This window comes from Aeromonas sp. R1-2 (genome assembly GCF_040908505.1).
GTDB classification, from domain to species: domain Bacteria; phylum Pseudomonadota; class Gammaproteobacteria; order Enterobacterales; family Aeromonadaceae; genus Aeromonas; species Aeromonas veronii.
Window position 1 is genome coordinate 265,855 of the sequence record NZ_JBFODU010000014.1, and the last position, 15,831, is coordinate 281,685.

Sequence of the window (15,831 nt, forward strand, 5' to 3'; positions counted from 1 at the left end):
TCTTGTTCTGTTTTCCCAACTATAGACCGCCCCCTTGAAAGGATTGCCGGATCGCCGGGGAACCGTTATGTTCCCCTTTTTCCAGGCGATCGCGCCGCGTCACAAGGATATGAAGATGCCCAGGCTAGACAGCATTCACCTCTACCCCATCAAATCGACTGCAGGTATGCCGCTGGCTCGCGCCCGGGTGACCGAAGAGGGACTGGCAGGGGATCGCCGCTACATGGTGGTCAAACCGGACGGCACCTTTATCACCGCCCGAACCCATCCCCAACTGCAACAGGTCGTGGCCACCCCCATCGAAGGGGGCTTGCAACTGCGCTATCCGGGCTTTGAACCCCTCACCCTGCAAGAGGTCGACTTCAGCCGCGCCCCGCAAGCTACCGGAGTCTGGAGCGACCGTTTCACCGCCCTGCACACCGACCCAAAAGCCGATGGGTGGCTAAGCCGGGTGGCAGGGGAGACGGTGCAGCTGCTCTGGCTGGGTGAAACCTCTGATCGCTTTCGCGAGAAGACCGGCACCCGGGTCAGCTTTGCCGACGGTTATCCGCTGCTGCTGATAAGCCAGGCTTCCCTTGAGGATCTCAATCTGCGCTCCGATGCGCTGCACCAGATGAGCCAATTCCGCACCAATCTGGTGGCAAGCGATACCCAGCCCTTCGAGGAGGACAGCTGGGTGCGCATCCGCATCGGTGAGGTGGAATTTAAAGTAGTCAAGCCCTGCAGCCGCTGCATCATGACCACGGTGGAAGCGGGCACCGATCGCTTCAACGCCCTGAAAGAGCCGCTGGCCACCCTCACCCGCTACCGCCGTGGCGAGGATGGCGAGGTCTACTTCGGCCAGAATCTGGTGGCGCTGAACGAGGGCTGGATTGAGGCAGGCAGCGAGATAGAAGTGCTGGAGCGCACCCGTCCGGTCGTCTATCCCGCCGCTGCGCCGAAGAAGCGGGAGCTGGTCTGCGTGGCCCGCGAACCGCTGGCGCGGGATCTGGAGACCTTCTGGTTCGAGGCGACCGATGGCGAGCCCCTGCCCGACTACCTGCCGGGCCAGCATCTGCCCATCAGCCTCGATATCAAAAATGAACGGATCCAGCGGCGCTATACCCTGAGCTCTACGCCGGACCACCCGGAGCGTTACAGCATCAGCGTCAAGAAGGTGGAGGGCGGCCGCATCTCCCACTGGCTGCACCAGCAGTTGCAGGTGGGCGACCGGCTGCTGGCCGCCAACCCCGCTGGTGAGTTTCACTTAGGGTCAGAGCGCAACCTCCTGTTGCTCTCCGCAGGCTCCGGCGTCACCCCCATGCTGGCGATAGCCCGCACCCTGGCGCTACGCGGGGAGCTGGAAGAGGTTCACTTTATGCACCTGTGCCGCAGTGAAGCGGATATTCCCGCCGCCAGCGAACTGCACGCCATGGCGCAGCAGGGGATGACCCTCACCCTGATCCTGAGCCAGCCGGACAATCACTGGCAGGGGCTGCAAGGGCGACTCAATGATGAGCATCTGCAACTGGTCAAAGGGCTGGCCGAAAAAGAGGTCTTTATCTGCGGCCCCCACGGCTTTATGGCCGATGCTGCAGCCAAAGTTGCAGCCCTCGGCGTACCGGCCGCACGGATCAGACAGGAGAGTTTTGGCGGCGCCATTCTCTCGGTGGCCCGCCCCCATCAGGCGGTGCAACTGTGTATCGGCGCCCAAGCCTTTACCGGCAACAATCAGGGCACTGTGCTGGATCAGGCCAACAAGCAAGGTGTAGAGCTGCCATGGAGCTGCCGCGCCGGGATCTGCGGCAGTTGCAAACAGACGCTGATCTCGGGCGAGGTGGATCACCCCGACGCCCCCGCCATCACCGCCGCCGAGCGGGCCGAGGGCAAGATCCTCACCTGCTGCGCCGTGCCGCTCACCGACCTTGAAATCCTATGATCGGGTGATCGGGTGATCGGGTGATCGGGCCGCATTAATTCACGCCAATCCAGATGATCGGGGAATTGACCCCGGTCATCTTTATCCACACTTGTTCACCTGATCCGCCCTTAATTTGTCCCCACCGCCTTCATCTGTGAGTTTCCCTTCCTATACTCTCAGAGCAAAAAGCCTTGCCAGCCATTGACTTGGCGATGCTCCATACGACACTCAGCCATAGGGAAAGGACGCCCATACCATGGAACAGAACAAGCCCGCCTTTCAGCTCAACCTGCTGCTATCCGTCATCACCCTGATCCTGCTGTCACTGGTGTTTTTCGCCTACAGCTGGGCTGGGAAACAACTGGAAGAGAGTTATCGACAACAATATGTCTCCTACCTGCTGGCCGACGAACTGCGCCAATCCTCCGATGACCTGACCCGACTCGGGCGCACCTACGTCATCACCAAGGATCCAGCCTACGAGCAGCAGTACATGCGGATCCTGGCCATTCGCAACGGCGAACAGCCGAGACCGGATGGCTACAACCGTATCTACTGGGACTTTGTCGCCGCCAACGGCCAGAATCCCCGCCCCGACAGCAATGTTCGCCGTGGCCTGATCGACCTGATGAAGGATGCCGGTTTCACCGACGGTGAGCTCGCCAAACTGAACGAAGCCAAAAACAACTCGGATGCGCTGGTCAACACTGAGGTCGCCGCCTTCAAGCTGGTACAGCAGACCGATGGCGATCTGGTTGCCAACCAGCAAAAAGCCATCGCCATGATGCATGATAAGGCCTATCACCAGAACAAGGGGCGCATCATGTCCCCCATCGATGACTTCTACGTGATGATGGAGCAGCGCAACCATGAGGCGGTCGAGAGTGCCATCGCCAATACCGATATGCTGCGCTATCTCTTTATCGCCCTCGGTCTGGTGTTGATGTTCTTCCTCTGGCGCACCTATCGCTCCCTGCTCGATCTGGTGGGCACCTCGGTCGAGCAGCTCAAGACCGATCTCCATATGATGGCGGAAGGGGACTTCTCGCGCCCCATCAAAGTGCCGCCAGGATCGAAAGAGAGCCTGATCGGCCTGCTCGGCGGCATGCAGACCACCCTCAAGGGGATCATCGCCAAGGTCTCCCACTCCACCGAGGAGCTGTCCCACTCTGCTGACAGCATCGCCCAAATTGCCGAGCAGACCGCCCAGTTTGCCACCGATCAGCAAACCAGCACCCAGACCATGGCCGCCGCCATCGAGGAGCTGGTGGTGAGCATCAGCCACCTCTCCGACAACGCCAGCCATGCCGACGAGCTGAGCAAGGTCTCCGCCAATACCCTGGAGGAGGGCTCCGGGGTCATTAAAGAGACGCTTGGCAGCATCGAGAATATCTCTACCACGGTGGGGGATGCGGCGTCCACCATCTCCGAGCTCAACGGCCATACCCAGCAGATTTCGGAGATCATCGGGGTGATCCGCGGCATCGCCGACCAGACCAACCTGCTGGCGCTCAACGCCGCCATCGAGGCAGCGCGGGCCGGTGAACAAGGGCGCGGCTTTGCGGTGGTTGCCGACGAGGTGCGCAATCTGGCCAGTCGCTCGGCTGCCTCGACCCAGCAGATCACCGGGATGATCAGCAAAATCCAGAGCGGAGCGGATGCTTCCATCCGCAGCATGGAGAACACAGTCAACAATGTCTCCCGCGGTGTCACCCTGGCCAACCAGACCGGACAGGCCATCGCCAGCATTCAGGATCACGCCTCCAACCTCACCGGCCTGATGGGGGAGATCAGCCACACCCTACGCGAGCAGTCCACCGCCGCCAACGAGGTGGTCTCAACCGTCGGCAACATCACCTCCCTCTCCGAACAATCGGGGGATGCCGCCCGCCATGTGTCGCAAGAGGCGGCCAAGCTCAAGCAGCTGTCCCGGGTGCTGCGCCAGGAGATGGGGCACTTCAAGCTTTAAAGACCACGGCAAAGCAAAACGGCTGCATTTGGGCAGCCGTTTTTTATTCGGGGTTATCCCCAGTTTCAGTATCTATCAACCACGCAGGGCGGCGATACGCTGCTCGATGGGCGGGTGGCTCATAAACAGCTCGCTCATGGAGCGTTTGCCGTTGATACCAAAAGCCATCATGGAGCCCTCCATCTGCGGCTCGGCACCACGGGAGAGTCGCTCAAGGGCGGCAATCATCTTGTCACGACCGGCCAGCTTGGCGGCACCGGCATCGGCACGGAACTCGCGCTGACGGCTGAACCACATGACGATGATGGAGGCCAGAATACCGAACAGCATCTCCAGCACGAACACGGTGATCATGTAGGCAAAACCGCCGGTGCTGCTGCTCTCTTCCTCGTTGTTGGAGCTGAAGAAGTTGCTGATCACGCCAGCCACGATCCGGGCGAAGAACATCACGAAGGTGTTCACTACCCCCTGGATCAGGGTCAGGGTCACCATGTCGCCGTTGGCCACGTGGCTCACCTCGTGGGCCAGTACCGCTTCCGCCTCGTCACGGCTCATGCTGTAGAGCAGGCCGGAGGAGACCGCCACCAGCGAATCATCGCGGCGGGCGCCGGTGGCAAAGGCGTTCATCTCGGGAGAGTCGTAGATCCCCACTTCCGGCATCTTGATACCCGCTTCGCGGGCCTGACGGGCCACAGTGCTCACCAACCAGTGCTCGGTCTCGTTACGGGGTTGCTCGATGACCTGGACGCCATAGCTGCGCTTGGCCATCCACTTGGACATCAGCAAGGAGATAAAGGAACCCCCAAAACCGAACACGGCACAGAACACCAACAGCCCGGAAATGCTGGACTTGTTGATCCCCAGAACCGAGAACAGGATATTGAGTACCACCCCCAGCACCAGCATGACGGCCAGGTTGGTCACCAGGAATAGCATAATTCGCTTCATATAGACTCCTTGTGAAGATAAGGGACATGACCGGGGATCACTCGGGATCCCCACCTGATCATGTTAATGTCGACATTCTAGGGAGATTCGATGAATGTTCGCTGAATATGCCGTCAAAGTAGCGGCGAGATATCGAGACGCCCCTGCAAATCGGCTTCAAGCGGATTGTTTATAAACGGAATTTCGCCGAGGAAGGGGGCAGGCAGCAAGCCCCTCAGGGTGTCCAGATTTTCCTGATAATGGCTCATGGAACCATGGAGCCGATTAATTACCCACCCCGCCACCGGCAACTGATCATTGCGAATGGCGGCAAAGGTGAGCAGCGCATGGTTGAGGCAACCCAACTTGGCCCCCACCACCATGATCACCGCCATGTTCTCCTGCTTGACCCAGTCCGACAGCAGATACTTGCGATCGAGCGGCAGATACCAGCCCCCCGCCCCTTCCACTACCGCCAGTTCGGCCCCGGCCTGTTCAATCTTGCGCAACCCCTCGCTCAACCCCTGCATGGTGATAGGCTGGCGCGCCTCGCTGGCGGCTATGTGGGGCGCAATCGGCGGCTCATAGGCGAACGGATTGACCACCTCATAGGGCAGCGGCAGACTCGCCGCCTCCTGCAACAGAACGGCATCCAGATTGCGCAGCCCGTCCGGAGTGCGGGCACATCCGGCCGAGACCGGCTTGTAGCCCGCGCACTTGATTCCCTGTGCGCTAAATTCGCGCAGCAGGGTGCGCGCCACCAGCGTCTTGCCCACATCGGTATCGGTGCCGGTGATAAAGAATGATTTCATACGGTTCTCTCCTTGGCAGGGCCCGTTGACTACCCTGCACACAATGCGATTCCCGGCGCTCAGCGAGGCTTGCTGAGATGGCCGAGGCACACCCGATAACTGGCGACCAGCCTGCCATCGGGCTGGCGAAACACCTCATACGCCTGCGCCAGCTGCTGCAATCTGGCGCGCCCGCTCAGACCGGCCGGGGCGGCACTCCCCTGATTGTCATTGACCTGATTGGCCCCAATCCCCTTGAGATCACGCAACAGCTGCGGCAATTCAAGATAGGCGAGATCCCAGGTGATACAACGCAGCTCGGGAGCAGCTACCCCGGCGCTAGCCAGCGCCTGCTCCAATTGTGGCAGGCTGAGGAAGCGATTGACATGGGCGCGACCATCAAGCTGCTGCCAGGCGGCTCGCAACTGCCAGAGCGACTCCTCGAGCAGGGTCGAGAAAAAGATCTGGCCGCCCGGTTTGACCACCCGCAGCAGCTCGCCAAATGCGTGGGCCGGACGCTCGCACCACTGCAGCGCCAGACTGGAGAAAACCCAGTCGAACGCATTATCGGCGAAAGGAAGCTGCTCGGCATCGCCGCAGAGCAGGCGAGCACCGCTGCCACGCAAGGCGGCCTGCGCCAGCATGCCGGGGGCGAGATCCAGCCCCACCAGCTGGTGACAACGGTTCGCCAGTTGGGGCAAGAAAAAGCCGGTGCCGCAGCCCAGATCCAGCCCGCTCACCGTCAGATCAGTGCCAACCAGCCTGTCTGGCATCCATTCCAACAGCGCCTGCCCCACCTCCTGCTGAAAGCGGGCGTGGGCATCGTAATGACGAGCGGCGGCGCCGAAACGGCGAGCAAGCTGCGCCTTGTCGACCGTTTGAAAGCGCTCAGTCATAGTGAGCCTCCCCTAGCGTTGTAACTGCAGGGCAGACCCCCAAGGCATCGAGCAGGCGATCCACATCCTGCTCGCTGTGGGCCGCGCTCAGGGTAATTCGCAGCCGGGCCGTACCGACTGGCACCGTGGGCGGGCGAATGGCGCCAGCCCAGATACCGCGATCCCGCAGCCGTTCAGCCAGTTGCAAAGCAGCAACGCTCTCCCCCATCAGCAGCGGCTGGATCGGGGTGTTGCTCGCGCCAAGCTGCCAACCCAACTCCTCTGTCCCTTGCCGGAAGCGAGCGATCAGCTGGCCAAGATGGGCGCGGGACTCATCAGCCGCGCGCACCAGTTCGATGCTCTTGCTCACCGCGCAAGCCTGCGCCGCCGGCATATGGGTGCTGTAGACATAGTGGCGAGCGAAGTTGACCAGATAATCAACCAGCTCGCGGCTGCCGCCGACAAAAGCGCCAGCGACGCCAAGCGCCTTGCCAAAGGTGCCCATCTGGATGTGTACGCTGACAGGTGGACCCCCCTGCGCCGCCAGGGTGCCGCGCCCCTCAGGGCCCAGCACACCGAGGCCGTGGGCATCGTCGATCATCAGCCAGTTGCCGCTCTGTGCTGCCAGGGCTGCGAGCTCGCGCCAAGGGCCCTGATCCCCGTCCATGCTGAACACCCCCTCCGAGACGATGAGCCCGCGATTTGGCTCAAGCTGCCGTTCAAGGGCCGCCATGTCGTTGTGGGCAAAGCGCTTCATCTTGCAGGGGAGCTGGCTGCCCATCTCCTGCAGGGAGGCGTGGTTGAGTTTGTCCTGCCACAGCAGATGATCCTTGCCGAGCAGGGCTTTGAGCACCGCCTGATTGGCGGAAAAACCGCAATTGAACAGCAGCACCGCCTCCACCCCGAGCCACTCGGCCAGAGTCTCCTCAAGCTGTTGGTGGGCACGGCTGTAACCGGTCACCAGCGGTGAGGCGCCGGAGCCCGTGCCATAACGCTCAATCCCCGCGTTGAAAGCGGTCTTGATGGCGGGATGATCCGCCAGCCCCAGATAGTCGTTGGCGGAAAAGTTGAGGTAGTCGCGCCCCGCGACCCTGAGCCGTCCGCCACTCGCCACGTCGGTCGTGATGCGGTTGCGCAGCAGGCCCGCCTGCTCGCGCTCGGCCAGCGCTGCGCCCAATGCAAAAGGGCCTGTTACTGCTGGGCCAGTCATGACCGCGCCGTCTCTGCACGGGGGCGGGTGGCGTCATAAAACATCTCGGCAGGCTCGCTCTGGCGACTCACCTCGGCCAGCAGCTCCTCTTCCTGAACCTGATCCGGCTTCTGGGCCCGCTGGGCGGGGCGAATGCCGAGCCGCTTGAACAGCTGCATATCGCTGTTCTCGTCCGGGTTGGGGGTGGTCAGCAACTTGCAGCCGTAGAAGATGGAGTTGGCCCCCGCCATAAAGCACATGGCCTGCATCTGCTCGTTCATCTTCTCCCGCCCGGCAGAGAGGCGCACATGGGAGGCAGGCATCATGATGCGCGCCACGGCGATGGTGCGGATAAATTCGAACGGATCGAGGTTCTCCTGATCCTCCAGCGGTGTTCCCTTCACCTTGACCAGCATGTTGATGGGCACACTCTCCGGGTGCCGCGGCAGGTTGGCCAGCGCCATTAGCAGACCCGCCCGATCTTTCGCCTGCTCACCCATGCCGACGATGCCGCCAGAGCAGACCTTCATGCCGGCGCTGCGCACATGCTCCAGGGTATCGAGCCGATCCTGATAGGTGCGGGTGGAGATGATCTCGCCGTAAAACTCCGGCGAGGTGTCGAGGTTGTGGTTGTAATAATCAAGCCCCGCGGCCCCCAGACGCGCCGCCTGATCGGCGGTGAGCATCCCTAGCGTCATGCAGGTCTCCATACCGAGCCCGCGAACCTCCTCGATCATCCGGATGATGTAGGGCATGTCTTTCTCTTTGGGGTTGCGCCAGGCGGCCCCCATGCAAAAGCGTGACGAGCCGTTGGCCTTGGCTTCGCGGGCCCGCTCCAGCACTTTCTCCACCTCCATCAGCCGCTCGGCCTCAAGCCCGGTGTGGTAACGGGCGCTCTGGGGGCAGTATTTGCAATCTTCCGGGCAGGCGCCGGTCTTGATGGAGAGCAAGGTGCTCACCTGCACTTCATTCGGGTCAAAGTGGGCGCGGTGGACGGTCTGGGCCTGAAACAGCAGATCGTTGAACGGCAGGGCAAACAGGGCCTGAACCTCGGCGAGGGTCCAGTCATGACGAAGGGCGTGACCGCCCGCGGTGAGAGCATTCATACATGGCTTCCGGTTGTTATTAGTGGGATCCTGCGCCCGCCATCTTGGGATGGACGGCCACAGAACCCGCCGCCGGGCCCGCGCGCTCAAGGTGATGCGCAGTGCCAAGTGGCTGAAATTGTTGGCTAGTGTAGAGAGCACGCGTAGACTGTCAACACCGACCAGATCAAACCAATTGACAACAGAACAACAAATGACCAACCAAGAATTTGACCTGCACCACATCTGGCACCCCTATACCTCCCTCACTCACCCCCTGCCCTGCTATGAAGTGGCCAGCGCCAAAGGGGTGAAGATCACTCTCAGCGACGGCCGTGAACTGGTGGATGGCATGAGCTCCTGGTGGGCTTGCGTGCACGGCTATCAGGTGCCGGAGTTGGACGCCGCCGCCACCGCCCAGCTCGGCAAGATGTCCCACGTGATGTTTGGCGGCCTCACCCACACCCCGGCGGTCGAGCTCTGCCGCAAGCTGGTGGAGATCACTCCGAAGGGGCTTGATCGGGTATTTCTGGCCGATTCCGGCTCGGTGGCAGTGGAAGTGGCACTCAAGATGGCCCAGCAGTACTGGCACGCCAAGGGGACGCCCAGAGCCAAATTTGTCGCCCTGCGCAGCGGCTATCACGGCGACACCTTTGGCGCCATGAGCGTCTGTGATCCGGACGGCGGCATGCATGAGCTCTACAAGGGATTCCTGCCGGAACACTATTTTGTCGATGCGCCGAGCTGTCGCTTCCACGCCGAGTGGGATGAACAGTGCGTGGTGGAGCTGGCGACGCTCATGGCGGATCATCACGAGGAGATCGCCGCCATCGTGCTTGAGCCCATAGTGCAAGGCGCTGGCGGCATGCGCTTCTATCACCCCCGCTATCTGCAGTGGGTACGCGCCCTGTGCGACGAGTTCGGCGTGCTGCTCATAGCTGACGAGATTGCCACCGGCTTTGGCCGCACCGGCCAGCTGTTTGCCTGCGACTGGGCGGGGATCAGCCCCGACATCATGTGTCTGGGCAAGGCGCTTACCGGCGGCTACCTCACCCTCTCGGCGACCCTGACCACCGAGCATGTCGCCCGCACCATCTGTGACGGCAAGGCCGGCGTCTTTATGCACGGCCCCACCTTTATGGGCAACCCGCTCGCCTGCGCGGTGGCCAACGCCTCCATCGAGTTGCTGCTGACCTCACCTTGGCAGGAGCGGGTGCGCACCATCGAGCATCAGCTGCGAACAGAACTGGTAGAGCTGACCCTGCACCCGGCGGTCGCGGATGTGCGGGTGCTCGGCGCCATCGGGGTGGTGGAGATGAAAGAGCGGGTGGATGTAGCGCGCATCCAGCGCAAGTTTGTCGAACTGGGCGCCTGGATCCGCCCCTTTGGCAAGCTGGTCTACCTGATGCCCCCCTTCGTCATCACCCCTGAAGAGTTGCGGGTATTGACCGGCGCCATCAGTCAGGCCATCACCGAAGGCGAGTTTTAATACATGCAGCGGGCGGCCATCGCTGCCGCCCGTTTGACTACCGGCATTTGATATATAAAAAGGGCAACTTTATCCACTTCAGTGCAGTTTCACTTGCCGTAATGTGAGCAAAACACCAGACCTGAGGCCCCAAGAGGGGTAAACTGCTGCGGTTTTACCATCAAGAAAGACTGCTCATGCGCCTCTCCATTGCTGCCAAAATCAACTTTTTCCTGCTCTTCATCTTCTCCATGGTACTGGTCTTCTCCGCAGCCTATCAGGCGGTGCGCGAGCGCGATCTCATCCTGACCCTCATCAAGGAGCAGAGCCGCGAGCAGACCGAAGCCTATTTCGACGGCCTCAACATGCTGATGCTGACCGGCAAGATGGATGCCCGCGATACCCTGCGCGGCAAGTTTCTCGACCACGCCCATGTGGAGGATGCCCGCATCGTCCGTGGCGATGCGGTGAGCAAACAGTTCGGGCCGGGACGGGAGACAGAGCAGGTAAAAGATGAGTTTGATGAGCTGGCTCTGGCGGGCAAAGGGAGTCTGGAGGTGGTGCACAACGGCATGCACAGCCGTCTGGTGGTCACCCGACCGCTGCTGGCCAAGAAGGATTTTCGCGGCACCGACTGCACCAGCTGTCATCTGGTGCCGGAGAACACTGTGTTAGGGGCCGTGCGCTTTGACTACTCCCTCGATTCGCTGTTTACCCGGGTCGAGCAGAACATTCTCACCTCGGCGCTCATTCTCACCGGCATCTTCGGGATGGGACTGCTGCTGACCCTCTGGGTCATCCGCACCTGGATCGTGCGCCCTCTCAACCAGTTGACCCGCTCCATGGAAGAGGCCACCGACCTGCACGACTTCGGCCACCGGCTGGAGGGGGATGACGGCGACGAGATTGGCCGGGTGGCGATGGCCTACAACCAGATGCTCGACAGTGTGGAGCGCCAGCTCGGCAAACGCACCAAGGCCAGCAGGCAGGAGCCGGATCAGCCCCGCTAAGACGAACGCTTAACCGACGTAGTAGAAGAGCAAGCTGGCGATCAGTACCAGTAGCAGGATGGCCAGATTGACATGCCGGGAGTCATCCTGACGGCGGCTGCGCTTGCGCTCCAGCAGCAACACCGCCAGCGTCAGGGCGCAGCAGCTCCAGAGCCCGTAGACCAGCCAGGGGGTAAGGGCCGGGTCCCAATAATCGCGCACCTCGATCCCGCCATAGACCAGAAAACCGTAGGCAATTTCGGGGCGGGCATAGTGGTAAAGGGAGAGCAGCACGATAAAACCGCCCCAGCAGAGCATCACCAGCCCCTGCAACACCCGTGTCAGCCAATCTGGCCCATGCCGCCGATCTTTCACCCACCTCTCCTGCGCCCGTGACACTCTTGTTGAGTGAACCATGCCGAAAACCCCACCAGAGTCCGACATTTTTGCTTGTTTATCAAACCCGCGCGGGTAAGATTGACGGCTTAGTCTGCCATGGTGGGCCATCTGTGCCCGGGCCAGACTCCCTAGTGTTGCAAATAGCGCTGCAAGAACAAGCTGGAGACAATATTTCGATGACGCACGCATCCGTAGTAGATGTGCTGGCCGGTAAGTATCCGGTCGGCACCACCCAAACTGTCAAAGGGTGGATCCGGACTCGCCGTGATTCCAAGGCGGGGATCTCATTTTTGGCCATTTCCGATGGCTCCTGTTTCCATCCGGTACAGGCAGTTGTCCCCAATACCCTGGCCAATTACGAGAATGAAGTGCTGCGTCTGACCACTGCCTGCTCCGTGGAAGTGACCGGCGTGGTTGCCGCCTCTCAGGGCAGCGGCCAGGCTTTCGAACTGCAGGCGACCGAGGTGAAGGTAGTCGGCTGGGTCGAAGATCCGGACACCTACCCGATGGCCGCCAAGCGCCACAGCATCGAATACCTGCGTGAACAGGCCCACCTGCGCCCGCGCACCAACATCGTTGGCGCCGTGACCCGCGTTCGTCACTGCCTGGCGCAAGCCATCCACCGCTTCTTCCACGAAGAGGGTTTCCTCTGGGTTGCAACCCCGCTCATCACCGCCTCTGACACCGAAGGTGCCGGCGAGATGTTCCGCGTCTCCACTCTGGACATGGAAAACCTGCCGCGCACCGACGCCGGCAAGGTGGACTACAACGAAGATTTCTTTGGCAAAGAGGCTTTCCTGACCGTATCCGGCCAGCTGAACGCCGAAACCTATGCCTGCGCCCTCTCCAAGGTTTACACCTTCGGCCCGACCTTCCGCGCTGAAAACTCCAACACCAGCCGCCACCTGGCCGAGTTCTGGATGGTTGAGCCGGAAGTGGCCTTCAACGATCTGGAAGATAACGCCGCACTGGCCGAAGCCATGCTGAAGTATGTCTTCAACGCCGTACTGACCGAGCGTCGCGATGATCTGGAGTTCTTCGCCCAGCACGTCGACAAGGATGCCATCGGCCGTCTGGAGCGTTTCGTCTCCTCCGACTTCGCCCAGATCGACTACACCGACGCCATCGAAGTGCTGCAAAACTGCGGCAAGAAGTTCGAGTTCCCGGTCTCCTGGGGTATCGATCTCTCCTCCGAGCACGAGCGCTATCTGGCCGAGGAGCACTTCAAGTCTCCGGTGGTGGTGAAGAACTACCCGAAAGATATCAAGGCCTTCTACATGCGCCTCAACGACGACGGCAAGACCGTTGCCGCGATGGACGTACTGGCACCGGGCATCGGCGAGATCATCGGTGGTTCCCAGCGTGAAGAGCGTCTGGACGTGCTGGATGCCCGTCTGGCCGAGATGGGCCTGAACAAGGAAGATTACTGGTGGTACCGTGACCTGCGTCGCTTCGGTACCGTGCCGCACTCCGGCTTCGGTCTGGGCTTCGAGCGTCTGGTTGTATACGTGACCGGCATGGGCAACGTCCGCGACGTGATCCCGTTCCCGCGTACTCCGCGTACCGCCGAGTTCTGATCAGCGGCATCTTGCCACTGCATTGCAAAAGCCGACCTGTGGGTCGGCTTTTTTATTGTCACCGTTATGGGTGATACTCAGGATCAACCGGCACAAGGAACTCGTCGCCTATGGGATATCGCCTGCTGCTTTTGCTATTGCTGTCCTGCATGCCTGTTCAACTGTGGGCCGAGCCCGTTCGTCTGACCACCCTGGAGTGGCCCCCCTACACCAGCCAGAGCCTGCCCGATGGCGGCCTCACCGGTCATATCGTCAAACGTGCCTTTGCCGAGGCGGGACTGGAGGTGACATTCGACTTCTATCCGTGGCAGCGGGCGGTGCGGCTGGCGGCCGACCCGACCCAGCCTTATAGCGGCTATTTTCCCGAGTACCTCTCCGACACCCTGCCCACCCTGTGGCGCAGCTCCCCCAGCGTGGGCGACAGCGTGCTGGGCATGGCGCAGCGCTCAGCCCCCCCCATCCCCTGGCAACAGCTCACGGATCTCGCCCCCTACCGGATCGGCGTGGTGGAGGGATACGTCAACACCCGTGAATTCGATGCCCTGATGGCTAGCAAGCGCCTCAACACTGCCGCCGTCGATGCAGACCTGCTCAACCTGCGCAAATTGCAGCGCAACCGGCTCGATCTGGCGGTGATCGACCGGGATGTCTTTCACTGGCTAATCAACCATGATCGCAAGCTGAGCAGCGCCGGATTGCAGTTTCACCCGAAGATCCTCGAACACAAGAGCCTGCACATCATGTTTCGTCCCGACCAGCAGGCGTTGCAGCAACGGGTGGCACAGGCCATTGCCAGATTGGATATTGCCAAGCTGAGCGAGGATTATCAGCGCCGCTATCTGCAGCAAGCACCTGCGGCCAAGTGAGCCAACCCGCTGAAGTTAGCCCTTGCTGGCAAAAATAGCCTGAGCGCTGGCTTTTTCACCCTCTTCTGCCGCAATCGAGCCCTTTTTATGTCCCTCCCCTGCAGCCCCGTTGCAGCTCTGTGCTGCTACCATGACCACCCGATGGCTTGGCCCCGAGTGATACCACTTGGTGACAAAAATGATGTTTTTGTTAGTACGTGGTTTTTAAGTGGTTTAATCAAAAATTCATCGAGTTATTGAAGTAACTCAATTTTTTCACTTTTTCAGGGGAGCAGAATAGCAACTAACCCTTTTGGGCTAAATAAAACAGACAATGACAATTCATGGTTCAGGCTACCCGCGGCAATATGGGTTGAATCACACGAGGTAACGGAATGATCTTGATGGAATTTTTAGTGGTACTCGGCTGCTTGCTGCTGGGTACCCGCTTTGGGGGCATGGGACTCGGTCTCATCAGTGGTATCGGTCTCTTCCTGCTGACCTTCGTCTTCGGCCTGGTGCCGGGCGAACCACCTGTTCAGGTAATGCTGACCATTCTGGCGGTGATCGGCTGTGCCGCCACCCTGCAGACTGCCGGTGGCCTCAACCTGATGATGCAAGTGGCCGAGCGTCTGCTGCGCCGTCACCCGCAATACATCACTATCCTGGCGCCGCTCACCACCTGGACCCTCACCTTCCTGTGCGGTACCGGCCACGTGGTCTACACCATGTTCCCCATCATCGCTGACATCGCGCTGCAGAAGAACATCCGTCCCGAGCGCCCGATGGCCGTAGCCTCCGTTGCCTCCCAGATGGCCATCTGCGCCTCCCCGGTCTCCGTTGCCGTGGTCTCCATGGTCTCCATTCTGGCGGCAGGTCACGGTATCGGTCAGGCTTACGGCCTGCTCGACATCCTGATGATCGCCATCCCCTCCTCCCTGACCGGTGTCATCGTGGCGGCCCTGTGGAGCCTGCGTCGCGGCAAGGATCTGGACAAGGATGAAGAGTTCCAGGCCAAGATCAAAGACCCGGAGCAGCGTGCCTTCATCTACGGTGGTGGCGAGACCCTGCTTAACACCAAGTTCCCGAAAGAGGCCTACTGGTCTACCTGGATCTTCTTCGCCGCCATCGCTGCCGTGGTATTGCTCGGCGCCAACGAAGGTCTGCGTCCAGTGTTCACCATCAAGGACAAAACCGGCCCGCTCTCCATGAACCTGGTGATCCAGATGATGATGCTGATCGCCGGAGCCATCATCCTGATGCGCTGCAAGGTCAAGCCGGGCGAGATCGCCAACGGCGCCGTCTTCAAGGCAGGCATGGTCGCCATCTTCTCCGTATTCGGGGTTGCCTGGATGAGTGAGACCTTCTTCCAGGCTCACATGCCGCTGCTCAAAGAAACCCTGGCCCACGTGGTTCAGGCCCAGCCCTGGACCTACGCGCTGGTGCTGTTCCTCATCTCCAAGCTGGTGAACAGCCAGGCCGCCGCCCTCACCGCCATCGCCCCCATGGGTCTGGCGCTGGGTGTGGAGCCGAAGCTGCTGATCGCTTTCCTGCCAGCCAGCTACGGCTACTTCGTGCTGCCGACCTACCCTAGCGACCTGGCCTGTATCGGTTTCGACCGCTCCGGCACCACCCGCATCGGCAAGTTCATCATCAACCACAGCTTCATCATTCCGGGGCTGATCGGGGTGGTGACCTCCTGCTCGCTGGGCTTTATCCTCACCAGCATCCTGCTCTAATCGCAGCGGCGTTTACCACGCTATTGCAATACAGGCCCCCGCTTCGGGGGCCTGCTTTTTTCCCGCTCTGTGACCCCA

At 60.9% G+C, this 15,831-nt stretch carries 13 protein-coding genes; 7 read left to right on the forward strand and 6 right to left on the reverse strand.

The window, feature by feature from the left end:
• Window positions 1–67 precede the first annotated feature (67 nt).
• Together AB5Y76_RS06075 and AB5Y76_RS06080 are read left to right on the forward strand one after the other, a co-directional pair.
• Window positions 68–1,918, forward strand: coding sequence for an MOSC N-terminal beta barrel domain-containing protein (locus AB5Y76_RS06075; protein ID WP_368177693.1), 1,851 nt, complete (start codon window positions 68–70; stop codon window positions 1,916–1,918).
• Window positions 1,919–2,156: 238 nt separating this feature from the next.
• Window positions 2,157–3,869: a methyl-accepting chemotaxis protein gene (locus AB5Y76_RS06080; RefSeq protein ID WP_263717611.1), complete on the forward strand. Its 1,713-nt coding sequence runs from the start codon at window positions 2,157–2,159 to the stop codon at window positions 3,867–3,869.
• Between the two features lie 75 nt (window positions 3,870–3,944).
• On the opposite strand, the gene htpX is transcribed toward AB5Y76_RS06080, so the two are convergent.
• The 5 genes from htpX to bioB all read right to left on the reverse strand — a co-directional run bounded on the left by htpX (window position 3,945) and on the right by bioB (window position 8,757).
• Entirely contained in the window at window positions 3,945–4,817 is an 873-nt protein-coding gene (gene htpX, locus AB5Y76_RS06085) for a protease HtpX (RefSeq protein ID WP_202001195.1), read from the reverse strand.
• A 113-nt stretch (window positions 4,818–4,930) separates the two neighbouring features.
• Window positions 4,931–5,608: a dethiobiotin synthase gene (gene bioD / locus AB5Y76_RS06090; RefSeq protein WP_263717610.1), complete on the reverse strand. Its 678-nt coding sequence runs from the start codon at window positions 5,606–5,608 to the stop codon at window positions 4,931–4,933.
• A gap of 59 nt (window positions 5,609–5,667) precedes the next feature.
• On the reverse strand, window positions 5,668–6,483 hold the full coding sequence (gene bioC, locus AB5Y76_RS06095) for a malonyl-ACP O-methyltransferase BioC (RefSeq protein ID WP_263717609.1): 816 nt from the start codon (window positions 6,481–6,483) through the stop codon (window positions 5,668–5,670).
• Complete coding sequence (gene bioF, locus AB5Y76_RS06100) at window positions 6,476–7,672, reverse strand: 8-amino-7-oxononanoate synthase (protein WP_263717608.1); 1,197 nt, start codon at window positions 7,670–7,672, stop codon at window positions 6,476–6,478. Before bioF ends, bioC begins: the two co-directional genes overlap by 8 nt.
• Window positions 7,669–8,757, reverse strand: coding sequence for a biotin synthase BioB (gene bioB, locus AB5Y76_RS06105; protein ID WP_263717607.1), 1,089 nt, complete (start codon window positions 8,755–8,757; stop codon window positions 7,669–7,671). The genes bioF and bioB overlap by 4 nt, the downstream gene beginning before the upstream one ends.
• Window positions 8,758–8,950: 193 nt before the next feature.
• On the opposite strand from bioB, the gene bioA reads away from it, so the two are divergent.
• Both bioA and AB5Y76_RS06115 read left to right on the forward strand, forming a co-directional pair.
• Entirely contained in the window at window positions 8,951–10,225 is a 1,275-nt protein-coding gene (gene bioA / locus AB5Y76_RS06110; protein WP_263717606.1) for an adenosylmethionine--8-amino-7-oxononanoate transaminase, read from the forward strand.
• A gap of 176 nt (window positions 10,226–10,401) precedes the next feature.
• Complete coding sequence (locus AB5Y76_RS06115) at window positions 10,402–11,214, forward strand: HAMP domain-containing protein (protein ID WP_159163242.1); 813 nt, start codon at window positions 10,402–10,404, stop codon at window positions 11,212–11,214.
• 9 nt (window positions 11,215–11,223) lie between these two features.
• Here the strand turns inward: AB5Y76_RS06115 and AB5Y76_RS06120 are convergent, their stop codons facing one another.
• Window positions 11,224–11,568: a hypothetical protein gene (locus AB5Y76_RS06120; RefSeq protein ID WP_005359354.1), complete on the reverse strand. Its 345-nt coding sequence runs from the start codon at window positions 11,566–11,568 to the stop codon at window positions 11,224–11,226.
• A gap of 200 nt (window positions 11,569–11,768) precedes the next feature.
• Here AB5Y76_RS06120 and asnS point away from each other — a divergent pair, with 200 nt between their 5' ends.
• From asnS to AB5Y76_RS06135, 3 genes are all read left to right on the forward strand, one after another.
• A complete protein-coding gene (gene asnS, locus AB5Y76_RS06125) occupies window positions 11,769–13,169 on the forward strand; it encodes an asparagine--tRNA ligase (protein ID WP_005337914.1) in 1,401 nt (466 codons plus the stop codon).
• Between the two features lie 149 nt (window positions 13,170–13,318).
• Complete coding sequence (locus AB5Y76_RS06130) at window positions 13,319–14,035, forward strand: ABC transporter substrate-binding protein (RefSeq protein ID WP_263717604.1); 717 nt, start codon at window positions 13,319–13,321, stop codon at window positions 14,033–14,035.
• 374 nt (window positions 14,036–14,409) lie between these two features.
• A complete protein-coding gene (locus AB5Y76_RS06135; protein ID WP_005337916.1) occupies window positions 14,410–15,753 on the forward strand; it encodes an anaerobic C4-dicarboxylate transporter in 1,344 nt (447 codons plus the stop codon).
• Window positions 15,754–15,831: the final 78 nt, after the last annotated feature.